At 69.3% G+C, this 21297-nt stretch carries 17 protein-coding genes and 1 tRNA gene; 7 read left to right on the plus strand and 11 right to left on the minus strand.

Annotation, left to right across the window (positions count from 1 at the left end; translation table 11 throughout):
• Positions 1-7: 7 nt before the first annotated feature.
• The 3 genes from CSC65_RS09765 to CSC65_RS09775 all read right to left on the minus strand — a co-directional run bounded on the left by CSC65_RS09765 (position 8) and on the right by CSC65_RS09775 (position 3088).
• Positions 8-1534: a PH domain-containing protein gene (locus tag CSC65_RS09765; RefSeq protein WP_162410378.1), complete on the minus strand. Its 1527-nt coding sequence runs from the start codon at positions 1532-1534 to the stop codon at positions 8-10.
• Positions 1531-2061 (minus strand): PH domain-containing protein, encoded by a 531-nt coding sequence (locus CSC65_RS09770; RefSeq protein WP_202922865.1) that lies wholly within the window; start codon positions 2059-2061, stop codon positions 1531-1533. Before CSC65_RS09770 ends, CSC65_RS09765 begins: the two co-directional genes overlap by 4 nt.
• Before the next feature lie 100 nt (positions 2062-2161).
• A complete protein-coding gene (locus tag CSC65_RS09775) occupies positions 2162-3088 on the minus strand; it encodes a lauroyl acyltransferase (protein ID WP_162410380.1) in 927 nt (308 codons plus the stop codon).
• Positions 3089-3212: 124 nt separating this feature from the next.
• Between CSC65_RS09775 and dtd the strand changes: the two genes are divergently transcribed.
• The 4 genes from dtd (at position 3213) to CSC65_RS09795 (ending at position 6349) form a co-directional block, all read left to right on the plus strand.
• Positions 3213-3653, plus strand: coding sequence for a D-aminoacyl-tRNA deacylase (gene dtd, locus CSC65_RS09780; protein WP_162410381.1), 441 nt, complete (start codon positions 3213-3215; stop codon positions 3651-3653).
• Positions 3654-3775: 122 nt separating this feature from the next.
• Positions 3776-5632: an RNA polymerase sigma factor RpoD gene (gene rpoD, locus CSC65_RS09785; RefSeq protein ID WP_162410382.1), complete on the plus strand. Its 1857-nt coding sequence runs from the start codon at positions 3776-3778 to the stop codon at positions 5630-5632.
• Between the two features lie 120 nt (positions 5633-5752).
• Positions 5753-5825: transfer RNA gene (locus tag CSC65_RS09790), tRNA-Ile, on the plus strand.
• A 185-nt stretch (positions 5826-6010) separates the two neighbouring features.
• The gene (locus CSC65_RS09795) at positions 6011-6349 is read left to right on the plus strand and encodes an outer membrane lipoprotein (RefSeq protein ID WP_162410383.1); all 339 of its coding nucleotides are present in this window, start codon (positions 6011-6013) and stop codon (positions 6347-6349) included.
• A gap of 102 nt (positions 6350-6451) precedes the next feature.
• Here CSC65_RS09795 and CSC65_RS09800 read toward each other — a convergent pair whose 3' ends face one another.
• The 4 genes from CSC65_RS09800 to CSC65_RS09815 form a co-directional block, all read right to left on the minus strand.
• Positions 6452-7495 (minus strand): copper resistance protein B, encoded by a 1044-nt coding sequence (locus CSC65_RS09800; protein WP_162410384.1) that lies wholly within the window; start codon positions 7493-7495, stop codon positions 6452-6454.
• Positions 7492-9294 carry a copper resistance system multicopper oxidase gene (locus CSC65_RS09805; protein ID WP_162410385.1) on the minus strand — a complete coding sequence of 601 codons (1803 nt, stop codon included), beginning with the start codon at positions 9292-9294 and terminating at the stop codon, positions 7492-7494. Before CSC65_RS09805 ends, CSC65_RS09800 begins: the two co-directional genes overlap by 4 nt.
• A 94-nt stretch (positions 9295-9388) precedes the next feature.
• Positions 9389-9805, minus strand: a complete 417-nt coding sequence (locus CSC65_RS09810; protein ID WP_162410386.1) for a hypothetical protein — start codon at positions 9803-9805, stop codon at positions 9389-9391.
• A 148-nt stretch (positions 9806-9953) separates the two neighbouring features.
• Complete coding sequence (locus CSC65_RS09815; RefSeq protein WP_162410387.1) at positions 9954-13406, minus strand: hybrid sensor histidine kinase/response regulator; 3453 nt, start codon at positions 13404-13406, stop codon at positions 9954-9956.
• A 186-nt stretch (positions 13407-13592) separates the two neighbouring features.
• On the opposite strand from CSC65_RS09815, the gene CSC65_RS09820 reads away from it, so the two are divergent.
• From CSC65_RS09820 to CSC65_RS09830, 3 genes are read left to right on the plus strand one after another with little or no spacing between them, the layout of a single operon-like run.
• A complete protein-coding gene (locus tag CSC65_RS09820) occupies positions 13593-14981 on the plus strand; it encodes an MFS transporter (protein ID WP_162410388.1) in 1389 nt (462 codons plus the stop codon).
• Positions 14978-17350, plus strand: coding sequence for a GH36-type glycosyl hydrolase domain-containing protein (locus CSC65_RS09825; RefSeq protein WP_162410389.1), 2373 nt, complete (start codon positions 14978-14980; stop codon positions 17348-17350). The genes CSC65_RS09820 and CSC65_RS09825 overlap by 4 nt, the downstream gene beginning before the upstream one ends.
• A 26-nt stretch (positions 17351-17376) precedes the next feature.
• Entirely contained in the window at positions 17377-17874 is a 498-nt protein-coding gene (locus CSC65_RS09830) for a gluconokinase (RefSeq protein WP_162410427.1), read from the plus strand.
• Here the strand turns inward: CSC65_RS09830 and CSC65_RS09835 are convergent.
• From CSC65_RS09835 to rpmB, 4 genes are all read right to left on the minus strand, one after another.
• On the minus strand, positions 17871-19259 hold the full coding sequence (locus tag CSC65_RS09835; protein ID WP_162410390.1) for an FAD/NAD(P)-binding protein: 1389 nt from the start codon (positions 19257-19259) through the stop codon (positions 17871-17873). The genes CSC65_RS09830 and CSC65_RS09835 overlap by 4 nt on opposite strands.
• 38 nt (positions 19260-19297) lie before the next feature.
• On the minus strand, positions 19298-20713 hold the full coding sequence (cls, locus tag CSC65_RS09840) for a cardiolipin synthase (RefSeq protein WP_162410391.1): 1416 nt from the start codon (positions 20711-20713) through the stop codon (positions 19298-19300).
• 141 nt (positions 20714-20854) lie between these two features.
• Entirely contained in the window at positions 20855-21019 is a 165-nt protein-coding gene (gene rpmG, locus CSC65_RS09845; protein WP_162410392.1) for a 50S ribosomal protein L33, read from the minus strand.
• Positions 21020-21032: 13 nt separating this feature from the next.
• Positions 21033-21269 (minus strand): 50S ribosomal protein L28, encoded by a 237-nt coding sequence (gene rpmB / locus CSC65_RS09850; RefSeq protein WP_162410393.1) that lies wholly within the window; start codon positions 21267-21269, stop codon positions 21033-21035.
• Between the last annotated feature and the right edge of the window lie 28 nt (positions 21270-21297).

A 21297-nucleotide genomic window follows, 5' to 3' on the forward strand; every position in this document is an offset into this window, starting at 1 on the left:
GGCGCCATCACCAGCGCAGCCGCCGCGACGCGAGGGTGCTGCCCAGTCGTGCGTACAAGGCGCGTGCCTCGGCCTCGGGCAGGAAACGGATCCGCAAGGGTGGCGACATCGCGCCGGCGCCGGCGGTATCCATCCACAGCGATGCGGTGCCCAGCCAGCGGTCCAGCGGCGAGCGCTGCAGACGCAGTGCCTGCAGCTTGTCGACCTCGGCGAAACGCCACCAGCGTGACCACCAGCCGCCGCGCACCGCGACCAGGCGCGCATCGATCGAGTAACCCAGCCGGCCGGCCTGGCGCCACGCGGCATATGCCGACCACGGCAACCACAGCAGCACCAGCAGGCCCCAGGCGCCCAGCTGCCAGGCCAGCACGCCGGCCAGCAGCAGGGTCCATGGCGCACCGGAGGCGAACACGCGCCACCATGCATTGCGCGGCAACGGGTGCCAGTGCGCCGGCGGCCAGGCCACGCCCGGCAGCAGGTGCGCGGCCAGGGCGTCGCAGGCCTCTGGCGTGGCGATCGGCGCCAGTTCGCGCAGCTTGCGCGGATCGTTCTCCTGGCCGCCGGTGGCCGTGTCGATGCGCAGGCTCCTGCGACCGAACCAGCGATGCAGCAGCGTTTCCTGCAGGAACCAGGCCTGGATCCTGCGCGGCGCCACGCTGGTGCGCATCCGCGCGAACAGCCCGCGCTCGACGGTGAGCCGGCGTTGCATCTCGCTCAGGCGGAAGCCGTGGTACTGGCTCAGCGCCAGGGCGACCGACAGCACGCGCAACAGGAAGACGAACACGCCGATGGCCACCAGCGCCGCGCTGGCCGTGCCCATCCAGCCCAGGTGCAGGTCGCCGGCGTAACCAGCTGCTTCGCGGAACGAATCCTCGGCGTAGCGCGCGATCAGGCGCTCGTCAGGGAACAGCTGCCAGAACAGGCCGAAGCCGGCGGCGAACACGATCATGCCGCGGTTGGACACCAGGCCCAGGCGCACCACCTCGGCGGTGGACAGGGCCAGCAACGCGTGGCTGTCGTCGGCTGGCGCGATCGAAGCATCAGTGCTATCGGGGTTGGCCGGTTCCGCGCCGCGATGCCTTACCAGTCGCTCCAGCGCCAGTGCCTCGTCCATGCCGAGCACGCGCATCTGCGCCTCGGGCTTCTGCCCACCGGCCGATTCCAGGCGCACCTCGGCGACCTTGAAAACCCGGTGCAGCAACGACTGGTGCAGGCCGACGTTGTGGATCCTGGCGAACGGGATTTCGCGCTGCGAGCGCTGCAGCAGTCCGCTGCGGATGGTGATGCCATCGCGGCCGATGCGGTAGCGATAGGTGAAGTACTGCAGCAACGACACCGCGACCAGCGCGCCGACGCCGATCAGCGGCGCCAGTTCCCACCAGCCCTCGGTGTTGCCGCGGCGACCGGCGAACAGCAAAACGACCAGCGGCACGATGAACTGCCGGAGCTGCTGCAGCAGCACGAACAGCCATGACCACGGATGCAGGCGGTGTTCGCCTGGAGCAACGGCGACGGAGGCGGGGGCGTCGCTCACAGCGCGTCGTCGGCTTCGACCTGGCGGGCCAGGTGCGCGCGCAGCGCTTCGGCATCGTCCAGTGCCAGCAGCGGCAGCTTCACCGCGGCCATGCGCGTGCCGGCGGTATGCACCACCAGCGTGGCCAGGCCGAGTTTTCGTTCCAGCGGACCGCGTTCCAGGTCCAGGTGCTGCACGCGCGAAACCGGTACCAGCGTTTCGGTGCGCCACAGGCCGCCGCGGCGGGTGGCGAAGCCGTCGGCATCGAGCTTCCAGCCGATGCGACGATGCCGCAGCAGGCCCACGTACACGCCCAGCAACAGGCCCGCGACGCCGGCGGCGATGGCGGTCGGGATGCGGGGTGTGTCGGCCAGCCCCGAGACAAGCATGCCGATACCGAAACCGGACGGGATGGCGAACGCGAAGCCCGCGCCGATGGCATACAGCAGGGCGCCGCGCCGGGGCAGTGGCTGCCAGTCGGCGGTGGCGATGGCGTCGTGGAGGTTCGTATCCAGCGCAGGAGGCGCAACAGCCGGCGATTCGGTCACGGAGTCTTCAAGGTCGATGGACTGACCGGATCGTAAGCGTTCGCGCGCCGGGATGCGCACCCGGACGCGACCTGGCGACGCGGTGATGCTTCGCGGACGGCTAGGCCGGGCGCTTGGCCCACTCGCGGCGTTCGTACGGATTGATCTCGCCACTGCCCGGCGGGCGCAGGGTGTAGCGCTTGTACGTCCACTGGTACTGGGATGGATCGCGCCGGGTGATGCGCTCGACCTCGGCATTGAGGCAGGTCACGGCGGCGACCGGGTTGGCATCGGCGATCGCCGCCGGTGCGGCCTCGACATGCAGGGCGAACCCCGGGCCGTCGCCGATCCGTTCGCACCACGCCATCAGCACCGGCGCGCCGGTGCGTTCGGCCAGTCGCGACAGCAGGGTCATGGTCAGCGCCTGCACGCCGAAGAACGGGGCGAACTCGCCATCCCCGGCCTTGGGCTGCTGGTCGGGCAGGATGCCGACCGCACCGCCTTCCTTGAGCATTTTCCAGAGCTGGCGCACCGCGGCGCCCTCGGCACGGACCTGGCGCACGTTGTCGACGCCGCGGACCTGCTGCAGGAATTCGTCGCCCACGGCCGAGTCGGGCGGCCGGTACACGATCGCGATCTGCCCGCGCGAGGCCAGCCACTGGTTCAGCAGCTCCCAGTTGCCGAAATGCGGCGCGGCCACGATCACGCCGCGGCCGGCGGCCAGGGCCTGGTCGTAGAGGTCTGCCCCGTGGATCTCGCGGAGCAGGGCCAGGTTCTCGGCCGGGGGGCGGGTCCAGAGCTTCAGGGTTTCCAGCGCCTGCCGGGCCGTGGTCCGCAGGATGCGCCGGTGCAGGGCGTCGCGTTCGGCGCCGGTCACCTGCGGGAATGCCAGCTCGAGGTTGCGCCGGGCGACCCGGCTTTCGCGGGCGCCGCCCAGTCGCCACAGCGCGGCGATGCCGTCGCCAAGCCGGTAGACGACCGACCAGGGAAGAGCGCCGAGCAAGCGGGTGGCGGTGACGAGGAGGCGGGCCTGGCGTTGGGCGGACATGGAGCAAGTCTAGCGGCCGGGCGTGCAAAGCTGCCGGTGTCACCCGGTCCGCGCCTCCGCATGGGATGACAAACCCGGAGCCGCCGCCGATGCTGGCGCATCTTCACCGCGCGGTGTCCCGTCCATGCTTGCCCTGATCCAGCGTGTCGCCCGGGCCTCTGTCGAGGTCGATGGCCAGGTGGTCGGCCAGGTCGGGGATGGCCTGCTTGCCCTGGTCGGGGTCCAGCCCGGCGATGACGCGAGCAAGGTGAAGCGAATGACCGAAAGGCTGCTCGGTTATCGGGTTTTCGCCGACGATGCCGGCAAGATGAATCGTTCGCTGGCCGATACCGGCGGTGGACTGTTGCTGGTCAGCCAGTTCACCCTGGTCGCCGATACCGATGCCGGGATGCGCCCCAGCTTCAGTACCGCCGCGCCGCCCGATGCCGCTGAACGGGTTTTCAGCCAGCTGGTCGAAAGCTGTCGCAACCAGCATGCCGGCGGGGTGGAAACCGGGCGGTTCGGCGCCCATATGGTAGTCAGCCTGGTCAATGACGGCCCGGTCACCTTCCTGCTTCGGGCCTGAAGGCCGCTGAACGCGAGCCGCCCGCAAGTGGTTGACGCATAAGGAATGTCCGGCTTTCCGGCCGGCCCCCTGTTATAATGCTAGGTTCTCTTCACCAACCTGATCCCGGTGGCGCGCCGCACATGGCCAACGAACGTCCAGCCCAGCAATCCGAAATCAAACAGCTCATCAGCAAGGGCCTGGAACAGGGCTACCTGACCTATGCCGAGGTCAATGACCACCTGCCCGACGATATCGTCGACGCGGAGCAGATCGAAGACATCATCGGCATGATCAACGGCATGGGCATCGACGTCCATGAAGTCGCGCCCGATGCCGAAACGCTGCTCCTCAACGACGGCAACACCGGCAACCGCGAGATCGACGACACCGCCGCCGAGGAAGCCGCCGCCGCGCTGACCGCGCTGGATTCGGAAGGTGGCCGCACCACCGACCCGGTGCGCATGTACATGCGCGAGATGGGCACGGTCGAGCTGCTGACACGCGAAGGCGAAATCGCCATCGCCAAGCGCATCGAGGAAGGCCTGGGCCAGGTCCAGGCCGCGCTGGGCAGCTTCCCGTGGTCGATCGAGCTGCTGCTCGAGGAATACGAACTGCACAAGGCCGGCAAGAAGCGCCTGGCCGAAGTCGTGGTCGGCTTCAATGACCTTGTCGAAGAGGTGCCGGAACCGGTCGCGGCCGTGGCCGAAGACAGCGACGACGCCGAAGACGAGGAAGAAGAGGCGGCCGTGGCCGAGGACGACGAGGCCGAAGCCGGCCCGACCGGCCCGGACCCGGCCGAAGTGGCGCGCCGCATGGAAGCGCTGGCCGCCGATTACGCCAAGCTCAAGAAGGCCAACGCCAAGTCGGGCCCGCAGGCCAAGAACGTGGTGAAGATGCGCGCCGAGCTGGCCGACCAGTTCGTCACCCTGAAGTTCCCGCTGGCCCTGACCGACACCCTCGTGCGCAAGATGCGCGAGGTGATGGGCGAGATCAAGGACCACGAGCGTCGCGTGCTGCACCTGGCCACCGTCGTGGCGCACATGCCGCGCAAGGATTTCATCCGCGCGTGGGAAGGCAACCAGGTCAACCTGGAATGGGTCGACGAAGTCCTCAAGCGCAAGCAGAAGTGGTCTTCGGCGCTGCGCGAGGTCAAGGACCAGATCGTCGCCGAGCAGCAGGCCACCATCGCCATCGAGCAGGCGATGTACCTGGACCTGGCTGACATCCGCGAGATCGGCCGGCAGATGGCCTATGGCGAAGCCAAGGCGCGCAAGGCCAAGAAGGAAATGGTCGAGGCCAACCTGCGCCTGGTGATCTCCATCGCCAAGAAGTACACCAACCGCGGCCTGCAGTTCCTGGACCTCATCCAGGAGGGCAACATCGGCCTGATGAAGGCGGTCGACAAGTTCGAATACCGTCGTGGCTACAAGTTCTCGACGTATGCGACCTGGTGGATCCGCCAGGCGATCACCCGCTCGATCGCCGACCAGGCGCGCACCATCCGCATCCCGGTGCACATGATCGAGACGATCAACAAGCTCAACCGCATTTCCCGCCAGATGCTCCAGCAGTACGGCCGCGAGGCCACGCCGGAGGAGCTGGCCAAGGAAATGGACATGCCCGAGGACAAGATCCGCAAGGTCATGAAGATCGCCAAGGAGCCCATCTCGATGGAGACTCCCATCGGCGACGACGAGGACTCGCACCTGGGCGATTTCATCGAGGACACCAACGTGGAGTCCCCGATCGAGAACACCACCAACATCAACCTGTCGGAAACCGTCCGCGACGTGCTGGCCGGCCTGACTCCGCGCGAGGCCAAGGTCCTGCGCATGCGCTTCGGCATCGACATGAACACCGACCACACCCTCGAGGAAGTGGGCAAGCAGTTCGACGTCACCCGCGAGCGCATCCGCCAGATCGAGGCCAAGGCGCTGCGCAAGCTGCGCCATCCGTCGCGTTCGGAACAGCTGCGCAGCTTCCTCGACATCGATTGACCGGGCTGTTCGACGTCACGCGACACCGGAAGGCCCCGCATGCGGGGCCTTCCGCTTTTCCGGTCCGGGAGCCGGCGGCTGGGCGCGGATGCGTGCGCTCCACTACACTTTCCCTGCTACGGGCCTATAGCTCAACGGTTAGAGCAGGGGACTCATAATCCCTTGGTTCCAGGTTCGAATCCTGGTGGGCCCATGTCCCGGCGCCATCGCCTCGCGCGCAGGTCTGCCCCGAAAAGGGGCTCGCCTTGCAGAGGCATCCTGTCGTCGGCACTCCCGGTGGTACGTTAGGCACAACCCGCAGTGGACGCCGTCCTCGTCCAGCCAGCGGGTCGGATGCAGTTCCGTCCCAACCCGGAAACGAACATCAGGAGTGGAACCATGAACAGCAGTGCCAGCAGGGCAGTACTGGTTTCGATCGTCGTGGCCGCCGCCGCGATTTCAGGATGTGCGAGCACGCCCAGGGACGCCGACACCTTCGGGCGCGGTGTCTCGGGCGAGGTGCAAAGCGTGGAGTGGGGCACCATCCAGGCGTTGCGCCCCGTGGCGATCGAGAGCGGCCGCAGGCTCACCAGCGATACCAGTGCGGTCGAATTCACCGTGCGCCTTGAGTCGGGGAAATCCATCGTGGTCGTGCAGCCGGGCACGGTCGGGGACTACCGGGTCGGCGACCGCGTCCGCGTCACCAACGACGGCACGCAGACCCGCGTCGCGCGCTGAGTCCCGCCCGCTCCGACGGTGGTGCGGTTACCGGGCGCGTGGCTGGCTTTCGCAGCCGGCCACGCGCCTGTCCGTTTCCGTGCAAGGCGACGCGCGCAACCGCTAGAACCACCAGCGCACGCCGGCGACCCAGCGCGTTTCATGTGCCGCCTCGCCCGCGCCTCGACGGTGATCGGCGGTGCCGCCATAAGTGCGCTCGTACGCGAGCCCGACATACGGGGCGAACTGGCGGTCGACCTCGTAACGCAGCCGTAATCCGGCTTCGACCGAGGACAGGCCCGAGCCAGTACCACGCTCCGGATCGGCACGGCCCATGAACTCCACTTCCACCAGCGGCTGCAGGATGAGGCGGCTGGTGAACAGCAGTTCGTACTCGATCTCGGCGGTAAACATGCTTTGCCCGCCCGCGCCGAGGTATGCGGTGGCCGCGACTTCGAACTTGTATGGGGCCATGCCCTGCACGCCGACCGCCGCCCAGGTCTGCGAGGGCCCAGGATTGAAGTCGTGGCGTACGCCGGCCAGGAAGTCCCACCACGGGCTGATGCCGCGCCCGTAGAGCGCTTCCAGGTCGGCAGATGCGGTGCGGCCGTGCTCGCGCTCGCCTTCGCTGCGCAGCCACAGGCGCCGGACGTCGCCGCCGATCCAGGCCTTGCCTTCCCACGCCTGGCCGGTGCCGGGGTCGGCATCCCATGCCTCGAAGCGGTTGAAGCGCACCAGGCTGTGGATGTCGCCGCCGTGCGCGTGGCCATGCTGCAGCGGAGCGAAGGCGGCGGCGCGGTCGGCTTCGGTAGGGATGGGAATGGGCTCGCGTGGTGCCTGCTCCCGCACCTGCGCGCGCGGGCTGCGTGGCGTGCAATGCCCCATCGCGGCGTGTTCGGGAGGGCAGGCCGGGTCGTTCGCATCGAATGCCGCGGAGCCGGCCTGTGGACGCTTGCAGTGACCCATGGCGGCATGCTCTGCCGTGCAGTCGTCGACGGCTTGTGCAGAAGGCGCCTTGGCTGGAACTGCGGCGGGCACCGGCGCGGACGCGGGCAACGTGCAGTGGCCCATCGCCGCATGCTCCGCCGTGCAGCCGGCCTGCGCCTGCGCGAACGCGGGCGCGCCGAGGGCCAGCACCATGGCAATGCGGAGTGTCGCGCGGCTCATGCGCTTTCCTCCACGCGCACTTCGCGCATCATCCCGGCTTCCATGTGGTAGAGCAGGTGGCAGTGGTAAGCCCAGCGGCCGAGAACGTCGGCGCGCACGCGGTAGCTGCGACGCGTGCCGGGCGGCATGTCGACGGTGTGCTTGCGCACCTGGAACGCACCATCGGCATCTTCCAGGTCGCTCCACATTCCGTGCAGGTGGATCGGGTGCTGCATCATCGTGTCGTTGACCAGCACGATGCGCAGGCGCTCGCCGTAGTTGAGCCGGAGCGGTTCGGCGCCGGCAAACAGAATGCCGTCGAAGGACCAGGCGAACTTCTCCATGTGCCCGGTGAGGTGAAGCTCGACTTCGCGTCCAGGTTCGCGGCCGTCGGGATCGTCGAAGACACTTTTCAGGTCGGCGTAGGCGAGCACGCGGCGGCCGTTGTCGCGCAGGCCGATGCCCGGGTCGTCCAGTCGCGGGCCGCCGGGCGAGGACTGCATGTCTACCAGCGGATTGCCGCGTTCGCTGTCCGGATGGGTGACGGATGCAGCCGCGTGGCCGTCGTGACCGCCGCCGTGCATGGTCGCGCCGCAACCGCCCTCGGTGCCGTGCCGCATCATCGCACCGCAGCCGCCTTCGACAGGCGCCACCGCACCGCCGTGCGCACCGTGGCCCATGTCATCCATGGTCAGCAGCGGTCGCGGGTCGTTGCCGGGGACCGGCGCGGCCAGGCCGTGGCGAACGGCCAGCGTGCCGCGGGCGAAGCCGGTGCGGCCCATGTCCTGGGCGAAGATGGTGTACGCGTCCTGGCCCGCGGGCTCGACGATGACGTCATAGGTTTCGGCAGCGGCGATGCGTAGCTCGTCCACCGTCACCGGGTGCACGTACTGGCCGTCGGCCGCGACCACGGTCATCTTCAGGCCCGGGATGCGCACGTCGAAATAGGTCATCGCTCCGGCGTTGACCAGTCGCAGCAACACCTTCTCGCCGGGCTGGAACAGCCCGGTCCAATTGCCCGCCGGTGGCAGGCCGTTGAGCAGGTAGGTGTAGGTGTGGCCATTGACGTCGGACAGGTCGCTGGGTGTCATCCGCATCCGGCCCCACATGCCGCGATCGGCGAGCGTGGCGCGCAGGCCGCCTTCGCCGGCATCGCGGGCGAAGTCGCCGACGGTGCGCTTGTAGTGGTTGTCGTAGGACGGGGCCTTCTTCAGCCGGCGGAACAGCGCGTCCGGCGCCAGGTCGGTCCAGTCCGAGAGCAGCAGCACGTGTTCGCGGTCGTAGTGGAACGGCGGCGGCTGCGAAGGCTCGACGATAATCGCGCCGTAGAGGCCGGCCTGTTCCTGGAACATCGAGTGGCTGTGGTACCAGTAGGTGCCGGACTGCCTGAGGGTGAAGCGGTACAGCCAGCTCTCGCCGGGCGCGATGCCGTCGAAGCTCATGCCCGGCACGCCATCCATGTTGGCCGGCAGCAGGATGCCGTGCCAGTGGATGGAGGTCGGTGCGTCGGCGAGGCGGTTGGCGACGCGTACGGTGACCGTGTCGCCCTCGCGCCAGCGCAGCAGCGGGGCGGGCAGGCTGCCGTTGACGGTGATCGCCTGGCGCGCGCGGCCGGTGATGTTGACCTCGCGGGCACCGATGGCCAGGTCGAACGTGGTGCCGCGCAGCACCTGCGGTGACGTGCCGGGCGCGGCGAGCGCCGGCGTGCGAAGCAGGCCGCTGCCGCCGGCGAGGCCGGCGAAGGCGAGGCCCTGGACGAAACGGCGACGCGGCAGCGAAGCCACGCCGGGAGAGTGGGGGAAGCGGGTATGACGGCTCATCTGGATTCCAGCGGAGGTCGAAGCCGCAAGCCGCGGCATCGATACAGGCAGGCACTGCGCGCAGACATCGCGCGACGCGGAGGATTGCGTCCCCTCAGCCGATCGGGGGGCGCCTGGGCGGTCCTTCGGCGAAGCGGTCACGGCCTTGAAACCCTACGGCCTGCCACCGCTGCTGCAACATCGGGTCCGATGCGCTGGGGGACGAAAGCGGCAGCGCCGCGAGCGCCGTCGGGCACGGACAGGCACCCGAGCAGCTGTCCTTGGCGTCGGCATCGCCGCAGCATTCACCGGCGTGCGTCGCACCGCTGGCGGGCCCGGGGTGATGGCCCGCGTCCACTGTGTCGGTAGACGGCGGCATGGACATCGCCTGGTGACAATCGCCGGTCGCTACCGTCGACGAAATCGCAACAGCATCACGCACCGACGTCGATGACATCTGCGCCTGCAGCGTCGCCCCCGGCAACAGGGCCAGGGCGAGCAGGCAAAGCGAAAGGCGGCGGATCAGGGTCATCGTGCGGATATCGGCAGGCATCGCCACGTTAAGCGACGAATGGCGGCGGTTCAACGGATGGTGGATGAACGCCGGGTGCGGCACGTGATTGCACACCCTGGAGTCAGCCCAGGGTCAAGTCATGCCATTACCGGGCCAAGGGGGAGTCCTAGGGCTCGGCACGCTCGGCCGCCGGCACCTGCGCGGCCAGCCAGGCGCGCAACGAAGCCGGCTTCACCGGCTTGGTCAGCAGGCGGTAGCCGCGCTGGCGCGCCAGCCGCTTGAGTTCGTCGCGGCCATCGGCGGTGAGCAGCGCGCCGGGAATCCGCCCGCCCGCATCGCGCAAAGCATCGAGCGTGTCCAGGCCATCGAGGCGATCGTGCAGGTGGTAGTCGACCAGCATCGCCTGCGGCGCGCTGTCGGCCATCCGCGCCAGGGCATCGTCCACGGTGCTGGCGGTGATCGCGGTCGCATGCCAGCGCGTGAGCAGCACGCGCATGCCGTCGAGGATCTCCTGGTCGTTGTCCACGCACAGCACGCGCAGGCCGGCCAGCGAACCGGAGTCGGGCAGGAAGGTGGCTGGCCGTTCGATCGGCGTCGGCAAGGCCGCGGCGCGCGGCACGGTGATCGAGAACATGCTGCCGCGACCCACCGAGCTGCGCGCATCCAGCCCATGGTCGAGCAGGCGCGAGATGCGCTGGCAGATCGACAGGCCCAGGCCCAGGCCGCGCTCGCCCCAGTCGAATGGCTGCTGGTAGCGATGGAACTCGTCGTAGATCTGGCGCATGTGCTGGAGCGGGATGCCCGGGCCGGTGTCCCACACCTGCAGCGCGACGGCGTCGCCGTGCGCGCGCATGCCCAGCACGATCCGCCCCTGCCGGGTGTAGCGCAGCGCGTTGGCGAGGAAGTTCTGCAGCACCCGGCGCAGCAGGCGGCGGTCGCTGCGTACCGGCCACGGGCGCGCGTACACCCGCAGGTCCAGGCCGCGGCCGGCTGCCACCGGGGCGTACTGCGCGGCGAGTTCGCGCAGAAGTTCGCCCGCATCGAACTCGCGGACGTCGGCCTGCAGGGCGCCGGTATCCAGCCTCGAGACGTCGAGCAGTCCGTCGAGCAGTTCTTCGGCCGCGCGCAGCGACGCATCCACGCGTTCGGCCAGGTGCTGCTGTTCCTGCGGTTCGCCGCTGTCGCGCAGGGCCGAGGCGAACAGCCGCGCGGCATTGAGCGGCTGCAGCACGTCATGGCTGATCGCCGCCAGGAAACGGGTGCGCGACTGCTGCGCTTCCTCCGCCTCGCGGGTGCGCTCGGCCACGCGCTGCTCCAGCGTCTCATTGGCTTCCCGCAAGGCCTGCTCGGCATGCTTGTAGGCGGTGATGTCGTTGTAGCTGGTGACGTAGCCGCCGCCGGGCAGGGCTTGCCCGCGCATCTCGATCACGCTGCCGTCGGCGCGCACGCGCTCGAACACATGCGGGTTGCCGGCGCGCATGTGTTCGATGCGCTTGCCGACCTGTTCGTCGGTGTTGCCGTCGCCCAGTTCGCCGCGCTCGGCGTTGTAGCGGATCAGGTCGGCGACCGGACGGCCGACATAGAGCATGCCGGCCGGATAGCCGAACATCTTCTGGTAGCGGCGGTTCCACGCGACCAGGCGCATGTCCGGGTCGACCACGCTGACCCCGGCGCTGATGTTCTCCAGCGTGGTGGAAAGGATGCCGCGATTGAAGCGCAGCTCCTGTCCCGCTTCGTCCAGCAGCGCCATGACCTCGCTCAGGTGCATGCCCGAGCCGCGCAGCACGCTGGTCAGCACCAGTCGCGCGGACGCCGCGCCGATCGAGGCGGCCAGCAGGCGCTCGGTGAACTGGATCCAGGCGCGGTCCGCCGCTGCGGCCGGCTGCAGTTCGCGACCCAGCGAGATGGCCTGCTCGGAGAACGCGCGCCGTGCATGGCGCTCGCCGACGATGCGCACTGCGAGCGCCAGCAGGTCGCCGACACTGACATTGCCCGGCCACTCGCCCTGCGCCAGGGTCTGGCGCTCCGCGTACGGGTCCAGGAACGGGGCGATGCGCAGGCGCTCGTCCACGCCCGGCCGCCAGCGCGCCGAGACCAGCATCATCACCGAGCCGTTGAGCAGCAAGGACCAGAACGTGCCGTGGGTGAGCGAATCCCAGCCGCTGAGGCCGAACAGCTGCTGTGGCCGCAGCCAGTGCAGGCCGAACGGGCCCTCGTGCATCCACGCCGGATCGAAATGCCCGGAACTGGACAGTGCCGGCAGCAGCAGCGTGTAGATCCAGGTGATGAAACCGACCAGCAGGCCGATCTCCACGCCGCGGCGGCTGGCCCCGCGCCAGTACAGGCCGCCGATCAGGCCGGGCGCGAACTGCGCGACCGCGACGAAGGCCATCAGCCCGTAGGCGGCCAGCGTGGTGTCGCCGCCGATCCAGCGGTAGTAGGTGTAGGCGACCAGCGCCAGCAGCAGGATCGCTACGCGGCGCACCCACAGCACCATCGAGGCCACGTCGGCCGCCGCGTGACGCTCGCCCCAGCCGCGTCGCAGCAGCACCGGCATCACCAGGTCGTTGCTGACCATCGTCGCCAGCGCGATGCTGGCCACGATGACCATGCCGGTAGCCGCGGAAAAGCCACCCACGTAAGCGGCCAGCGCGAGCGCGTCGCGGCCCTCGGCCAGCGGCAGGGCCAGCACGAAGGTGTCGCTGGCCACGTCGCCCGAGGTCCCGAACAAGGCCACGCCGGCGCCGGCGATCGGCACCACCATCACCGAGATCACCAGCAGGTAGGCGCCGAACAGCCAGCGCGCCTTGCGGATGTCGGCCACGTCGCCGCACTCGACCACCGCCACCTGAAACTGGCGCGGCAGGCAGACGATGGCCAGGAAGCCGAGCAGGGTCTGGGCCACGAAGCCCATCGGCGGCGATGCCTGGAACAGGGTCCGCGCCGAGTCGGCGATGCGGATCTGGTGCCCGCCCAGCCAGGCCCACGCGAACACGCCCACGGCAATCATCGCCACCAGCTTGACCAGCGATTCCAGCGCGATGGCCAGCATCATGCCGTGGTGGTGCTCGGTGGCATCGACCTGGCGGGTGCCGAACAGCGCCGCGAACAGGGCCATCAGCAGCGCCACGTACAGCGCCGGGTCGGCCATCACCCCGACCTGCCCGGCGTCCTGTCCGGACAGCACGGTCAGGCTCATCGCCACCGCCTTGTATTGCAGGGCCACGTACGGCACCACGCCCACCAGCGCGATCACCGTGACCAGCGCGGCCAGCCGGCGCGAACGGCCGTAGCGCGCCGAGATGAAGTCGGCGATTGAAACCGTGTTCTGGCTGCGCGCGATCAGCGCCAGGCGCTCGATGATCCGCCAGCCGAACAGGAACAGCAGCAAGGGGCCCAGGTAGATCGGCAGGTAGCCGATCCCGTTGCGCACCGCGCTGCCGACGGCGCCATAGAACGTCCACGACGAGCAGTAGACGGCCAGCGCCAGGCTGTACACGGCCGGGCGCAGCCACGGACGGTCGGGGTACATCGGACGGCGGTCACCCCACCACGCCACCGCGAACAGCAGTGCGGCGTAGCCGACCGATACCAGCAGCAGGATCCAGCTCGGGACCAAGGCGGCCCTCCTCATCCGGAGGCGGCCAGTGTACTGCGGCGCATGGTCTGGCCGCGTCCGCCACATGCGCTGCACGCTTGCCTGCGCGGCCCCATGCCGGCAAGCTCGACAACGCTGTCAACCAGGCGCCGGGCCGGGTGTGGCCCGGTGGCCACGCGCGCTTGCGCCCCATCTCGAGGCGAAGGCATGCAGCACCCCGTACAGGCCGGTCATCCAGGTGCGCGCGAGGCCGATGCGCGACTGCCACTCCGCGAAAAGGTCGGCTACGGCATCGGCGATTTCGGCTTCAACCTCTACTGGGCCAATATCTCGGCGTTCCTGCTGATCTTCTACACCGACGTGATGGGCCTGGCGGCGGGCGCAGTCGGGACCATGATGCTGGTGACCAAGCTGGTCGACGCGGCGACAGATCCGTTCATGGGCGCGGTCGCCGATCGCACGCGCAGCCGCTGGGGACGCTTCCGCCCGTGGATGCTGTGGGGCGCTTTGCCGCTGGCCTTCGCCGGCGTGCTGACCTGGACGGTGCCCGACCTGGATGGCGGCGGCAAGCTGCTGTGGGCCTATGCCACCTTCACCCTGATGATGCTCGCCTACACCGTGCTGAGCATGCCGTATTCGGCGCTGTCGGGCGTCATGACCGCCGACAGCCAGCAGCGCACCACGCTGATCAGCTTCCGCTTCATCGCCGCCTTCGCCGGCACCACGGTGGTCAACTGGTTCACCCTGGACCTGGTGCGCTGGCTCGGCCGCGGCGACGAGCCGCTGGGCTGGCAGCTGACCCTGGGCCTGTACGGCATCGTCGCGGTCGCCTGCTTCGCGGTCGTGTTCGCGACCACGCGCGAGCGCATCCAGCCGCAACTCCAGCACCAGGGCACGATGCGCCAGGACGTGGCCGACCTGCTGGACAACCGCCCGTGGCTGGTGCTGTTCGCACTGGCGCTGATCATCATGGTCACGATCGTGATGCGCAGCGGTTCGCTGGTGTACTACCTCAAGTACTACGTTGCGCGTCCTGAACTGACGGGGCTGTTCCTGGGCAGCTACTCGGTGGCACTGGCGGTGGGTGCGGCATCGACCCCGCTGCTGACCCGGTTCGTGGAGAAGAAGCGCCTGCTGATGTGGCTGATGGCGGCGGTCGGCGTGCTCAGCTGCGCGATGTACTTCATCCCGCGCGAGCAGATCTGGACCATGCTCGCGCTGAACATCCTCATCGGACTTCTGCTCGGACCCAAGTCGCCGCTGGCGTTCTCGATGTACGCGGACTGCGCCGACTACACCGAGTGGAAGACCGGGCGCCGCGCCACCGCGATGACCTTCGCCGCCGCGGCCTTCTCGCAGAAGTTCGGTGGTGCGCTGGCCTCGGCGGCGATCGCCTGGATGCTGGCCGGAATGGGCTACGTGGCCAACCAGGCCCAGTCCGACGCGTCGCAGCTGGGGATCGTGCTGCTGCTGACGGTCATTCCCGGCGTAGTGGCGTTGCTTGCCGCCTGGGTGATGCGCTTCTATCCGCTCGATGATGCGGCCCTGGGCCAAGTGCAGGCCGAACTGCAGGCGCGCCGCGAGGCCGCGGCATGAGCCAGGCCTGCTGGGGTTTCGAGGAGCAGGGGCGTCGCTTCGTCCTGCACAGCCCGCTTGCCATGCCACAGGCGTCGACGTTCCTGTGGAACCGCAAGCTGCTGCTCCAGCTCAACTGCCGCGGCTACGCCACCGCCCAGTTCATGCAGCCGGAGCCGGCGAAATACGCGCATGCGCCGACGCTGGAGGCCAGGACCTTCATGCAACCGGAGCAGCCGTACTACGCGCACCACCCGGGTCGCTTCTGCTACGTGAAGGACGAGGAGAGCGGCCTGCTCTTCTCCGCCCCGCACGCGCCGGTGAACCATGCGCCGGATGAATTCGCCTTCTCGGTCGGCCGGGGTGACGTGGCCTGGACGGTGTGCCGCGACGGCATCGAAGTCCAGTGGCAGGTATCGCTGCCGCTCGATGACGCCGCCGAGCTGTGGACGCTGCGCGTACGCAACCGCTCGGGCCGCGAACGCAGGGTCAGCCTGTATCCGTACTTCCCGGTCGGCTACATGTCGTGGATGAACCAGTCCGGCGCCTGGCGCGCCGACCTGGGCGGGATCGTGTGCGACAGCGTCACGCCCTATCAGAAGGTGCAGGACTACTTCCGCAACCGCGAATTCAAGGATCGCACCGTGCTGCTGCACGAACGCGAGCCGCATGCCTGGGAGGCGAACCAGGCTGCGTTCGAGGGCGAGGGTGGCCTGCAGGCGCCGGACGCGATCATGGGCCGTGAGCGGCTTGCATGCGGCGATGCGCTTTACGAGATGCCGGTCGCCGCCCTGCAGTACCGCGCCACCCTCGCCGCCGATGCGGTCGAGGAATACCGCTTCGTGTTCGCTCCGGCGCGCGACGATGCGGAGGTACTGGCCCTGCGCGCACGGCTGCTCTCCGCCACCGGCTTCGCGATGGCGCGCACGGACTATGCCGCCTATCTCGACGAAGGGGGTGGCTGCCTCCGGATCCAGACCCCGGATCCGTGGCTGGACGACTTCGCCAACCACTGGCTGCCGCGCCAGGTCTACTACCACGGCGACTCCAACCGCCTGACCACCGATCCGCAGACGCGCAATTACCTGCAGGACCACATGGGCATGGCCTACCTGCGGCCGGCGACGGCACGCGCAGCGTTCCTGCATGCGCTGTCGCAGCAGGAAGCCAGCGGCGCGATGCCCGACGGCATCCTGCTGCTGGAGGGCGCGGAACTGAAGTACATCAACCAGGTGCCGCACACCGACCATTGCGTGTGGCTCCCGGTGTGCCTGCAGGCCTACCTGGACGAGACTGGCGACGACGCACTGCTCGACGTCCAGGTCGGCGACCGCGAGGGCGTGCGCGCCAGCGTCGCCGAACGCATCGATCGCGCGATGGAATGGCTGCTGGCGCAACGCGACGGACGCGGCCTGAGCTACATCGCCCAGGGCGATTGGTGCGATCCGATGAACATGGTCGGGTGGCAGGGGCGCGGCGTATCGGGCTGGCTGTCGCTGGCCAGCGCGCATGCGCTGTCGTTGTGGGCCGGAATCTGCGAGCGCCGGGGCCGGGCGCGGCAGGCGTCCGCCTTCCGCGAAGGCGCCGCGGCTTTCAACGACGCGGTCAACCGGCACCTGTGGGATGGCGACTGGTACGGCCGCGGCATCACCGACGATGGCGTCGTGTTCGGCGTGCGTGCCGACGGCGAGGGTCGCATCTATCTCAATCCGCAGAGCTGGTCGATGCTCAGTGGCGCCGCCGATGCGGACCGGCGCGACAGGCTGCTTGCATCGATCGATGCGCAGCTGGTCTCGCCCTCCGGCGTGGCCATGCTCGATCCCCCGTACACCGGCATGCGCGAGGACGTCGGCCGTCTGACCCAGAAGTTCCCCGGTTCGGCCGAGAACGGCGCGGTCTACAACCATGCCGCCGCGTTCTACCTGCACAGTCTGTATGCGGTGGGCGAGTCGGACCGCGCCTGGCAGGTCATGCGCGCGATGCTGACCGGCCCCGATCCTGCGGACGGCCTGCAGCGCGGCCAGCTGCCGGTGTTCGTGCCCAACTACTACCGCGGGGCCTGGCGGTCGCACCCGCGCACCGCTGGCCGGTCCAGCCAGCTGTTCAACACCGGCACCGCGGCCTGGCTGTATCGCTGCATGGTCGAGTCCCTGTTCGGCCTGCGCGGAGACGGCGACGGACTTCGCATCGCGCCGCAGCTGCCTTCGCACTGGCCGCGCGCATGCGCATCGCGGCAGTTCCGCGGCGCGGTGTTCGAGGTGGGGATCGAGCGTGTCGAAGGACTCCGTGAGCGCCGCATCCTGGTGGACGGGACGCCGCTGCAGGGCGAGGTGATCGCCGCGGTCGAGGCCGGGCGCCACTACCAGGTACGCGTGGAGTTGCCGGCGTGAATGGCGGCGTCCGCGTCGCCGTGGTGATGGGCGTGTCCGGCAGCGGCAAGACCACGCTCGCACGCGCGCTGGCCGATACCTGGCCGGCGACCTTCCTCGATGCCGACGACTTCCACAGCGCCGAGGCGAAGGCGCACATGGCCAGCGGGCAACCGCTCACCGATGCGATGCGCCAGCCGTGGGTGGAACGCATCGCGAGCGATCTGGTGCGCCGCGTGGAGGCGGGCGAACGCATCGCCCTGGCGTTCTCCGGCCTGCGCCGGCGGCATCGCGATGCGCTGCGCGTCACGGGGCTGCCGCTGCGCTTCGTCTACCTGCAGGGCGAGGCTCGCCTCATCGCCGCCCGGATGCGCGCGCGCAGCGGCCATTACATGCCGGTGTCGCTGCTGGACAGCCAGTTCGCCACCCTCGAGGATCCACGCGGTGAGCCGGACGTTGTCGCACTGCCGGTCGATCTCGCGCCGGAGGCGCAACTGCAGCGGGCCCTGGCCACGCTGGTGCCGGGAGCGCGCGCCGACGCCTAGGGCGATGCGTGCGCGCCGTCGCCGAACCAGTCGCAGGCGATGGCTTCGGCCTGGACCCGCAGTTCCGGCACCGCGATGCTTTCCCAGGCTTCACCGATGCGCAGGCTGCCGATCACGCGCAGCGCATCCTGCGCATGGCCGCTTGCATCGACCAGGCGGCCCGAGGCATCGGTAGCCACCCCGATGCCGTGCGCGCCCGGGCCTGCGAGGCCGTCGCCCAGCAACTGCACGAGCAGCGCACTGCGCATGGCCTGCACGCGCATCTCCACGCCGGTGGCATTGACCACGTGGTCGACGTCCAGGGCGAGGATGCGCTGGTCGTGGGTCCGCGCGGTCAGTTGCACGCAGCGCTGGCCGGCGGTGGCCATGTCCAGCCGCGCGCGGTGCACGTGCAGGCGCCCGCTGTCGCGCAGGTCCTGCAGCACGTCCCGCACCGCGGGGGCGATGCGATGCCGGTGGATATCCCAGTGCCGCACGGCGTGGCGCAGGAACCGACGCTGCTCGATGGTGGGCATCGAACGCCAGAGGGCCTGCACGTGCGGGCGCAGCCTTTCCATCACCGCTTGCCACGGCAGGCCGCGCGCCGCCGCGTCGCGCGCCTGCCGGCGCAGCTGTCGCAACCGTCCGCGCACGCCCAGCACCTTCAGGCCGTCGACATCGAGCTGGTCGTCCACCTCGTGGACGGGCTCATGCGCCAACGGCAGCAGCGCATGCCGCGACAGCAGGTGGATCCGACCCCGGTGGCCGTTGGCCTCCAGGGTCAGTACCGCATCGACCATGCTCAGGCCCGTGCCTACGATGCATACGTCGGCTTCCGGCCCGATCGCCGCGACGCCTGCGTAGTCCCAGGCGTCGACCAGGCGCGGCCGGGTCAGCGCACCCGAACCGCGCAGCGGCAAGGGCCGTGGCGCGTTGCCGACCGCCAGCAGCACGCGTCGTGCGCGTGCCTGTCCGTCGTTCCAGGAAAGGCGCCAGTCGTCGTCGTCGCGTGCGAGCGCATCGATCCGCAGCGGCACCACGTCCAGCGTCGCCACGCTGCCTGCGCGCGCCTGCTCCAGGCGATCGCGAAGGTAGTGCGCGTACTCGCGGCGCGGCGCATAACTGCGCGCCAGCGCTTCGCGTGCGGTGTCGCGGTGGCCGTCCCGAAGCGCAAGCCAGTCCAGGAAATCAGCGGGACTTCCCGGCAACGCGCTCATGCGGCCGGTCGGAACGTTGAGCAGGTGCTCGGGGCGGTCGGTCGCGTAGGCCACGCCTTCGGCCAGGCGCGGCGCCGGCTCGAACAGGGCGATCCGCACGGGCTCGCGCGCCTGGCGCAGGCACTGGATCGCCGCCAGCGTGCCGGCGGCGCCGCCGCCGATGATCGCGATGTCGAAGCGGGACTGCATGGATGCGATTCTACCCGGCCGCCGTCGCCGGGCCGCGCTCACATGAACGAATCGGCCAGTCGCGACAGGCCTTCCAGGCTGCGCCGCCACGAAGGGCGCCGTTGCCATTGCTCCAGGGACAGCATCTGCGAATGGGCGAGGTAGTCGGTTTCGATCTCGTGCATGCGCGCCACCACGTCGCGGTCGTAGCACAGCAGGCCGATCTCGGCGTTGAGCGCGAAGGAGCGGATGTCCAGGTTGATCGAACTTACCAGCGCGACCGAATCGTCCACGCTCAGGTGCTTGGCGTGCATGAAGTGCGGCTGGTACAGCGCGATCTTGACTCCGGCCTGGAGCAGTTCCTCGTAGTAGGACTGCTGGGCCAGCAGCAGCACGCGCTTGTTGTTGGTCGCCGACAGGACCAGCTGCACGTCCACGCCCGACAGCGCGGCGATGCGCAGCGCGCTCATGGTCGCGTCGTCGGGCACGAAGTAGGGCGTGGTCAGCACCAGCCGGTGCTGGGCCAGGTGGATCAGCGAGTTGACCGTCTCGCCGGCGTTTCCGAACGGATACGCCGGACCGCTGGGCAGCAGCTGCGCGGCCACGTCCTCGTCGTGCACCGGCCGCGCCGGCGAGACCTCCAGCATCTGCCCGGTTTCCAGGTACCAGTCGCTGGCGAACACCGCTTCCATGTGCGAAACGATCGGCCCGCGCACGCGCGCGACCAGTTCGCGGTTGGGGTGGCCGCGCACGAAGACCGCGTCGGCCAGGTTCTGCGAACCGACGTACCCGACGTGGTCGTCGATCACAGCGATCTTGCGGTGGTTGCGCAGGTCCATGCGGCTGCTGCGCCGCCAGCGCAGGCCGCCAGGCATCATCCGCTGGACCTCGACCCCGGCGGCACGCAGCGGGCCGGCGAAGCGCCGGTAGCCGCGCTTGGCGCCGACCGCGTCCAGCAGCAGCCGGCAGCGCACGCCGCGTCCGGCCGCGCGCACGAGCGCAGCCGCGACCGCCTGGCCCACGGCGTCGTCGAACATCAGGTAGTACAGCAGGTGCACGCGTTCGCGTGCGGAATCGATGTCGGCGATGAGGGCGGCGATGGATCCGTCGTAGTCGTCGAGCAGCTCGACCGCGTTGCCGCGCACCGGCATGAAGTCGCCCATCCGCTCCACCAGCGGCACGGTCTCGGCGGCAGGGCCGATGGGCGGCGGCTGCCAGCGCAGCGCGCTCTGCGGGATCTGGCCTTCGCGGACGGCGAGCGAGGCCCGGTCCTGGCGCCGCCGCCGCTGGCCGGAGATCCATGGCTGGCCGACCAGCAGGTACAGCGGCAGCCCCAGCAGCGGCAGGAAGAACACCAGCAGCAGCCAGCTGCGCGCGGCGGCCGGCACCGAGCGGCTGGGGATCCACCACAGGGCGGCCAGCCGGATCGTCCAGTCCAGGGCCAGCAGGGTGGTGCCGATCGTCCAGTAGTCCATGGCGCTGCCGGGTCCGTTCGCTGAACCGGATTCTGCACGGTTTCCGCATGGCGCCGGCGCCACAACGCAAAAGCCCGCCGGAAGGCGGGCTCTGCGGATCTTCGTCCTTGCATCCCGGGGCGGACCCCGGAGGCGGAAGGCTTACTTGATCTTGCCTTCCTTGTAGATCACGTGCTTGCGGATGGTGGGATCGTACTTCTTGATCTCCATCTTGGCAGGCGTGTTCTTCTTGTTCTTGTCGGTGGTGTAGAAGTGGCCGGTACCGGCCGAGGAGATCAGGCGGATCTTGTCGCGCTTGGAAGCCATGGTCGATTACTCCTCAGATCTTTTCGCCGCGTGCACGCAGCTCGGCCAGGACGGTATCGATACCGTTCTTGTCGATGGTGCGCAGCGCAGCAGCGGAAACACGCAGCTTCACCCAACGGTTCTCGGAGGCCACCCAGAAGCGGCGCTCGTGCAGGTTGGGGAGGAAACGGCGGCGGGTCTTGTTGTTCGCGTGCGAGACGTTGTTGCCGCTCTGCACGCCCTTGCCGGTTACTTGGCAAACTCGGGACATACGCACCTCGAAAGGTCTGGTGTCGCCC

Origin of the sequence: Pseudoxanthomonas daejeonensis (genome assembly GCF_010093205.1) — a bacterium.
Taxonomy (GTDB): Bacteria; Pseudomonadota; Gammaproteobacteria; order Xanthomonadales; family Xanthomonadaceae; genus Pseudoxanthomonas; species Pseudoxanthomonas daejeonensis.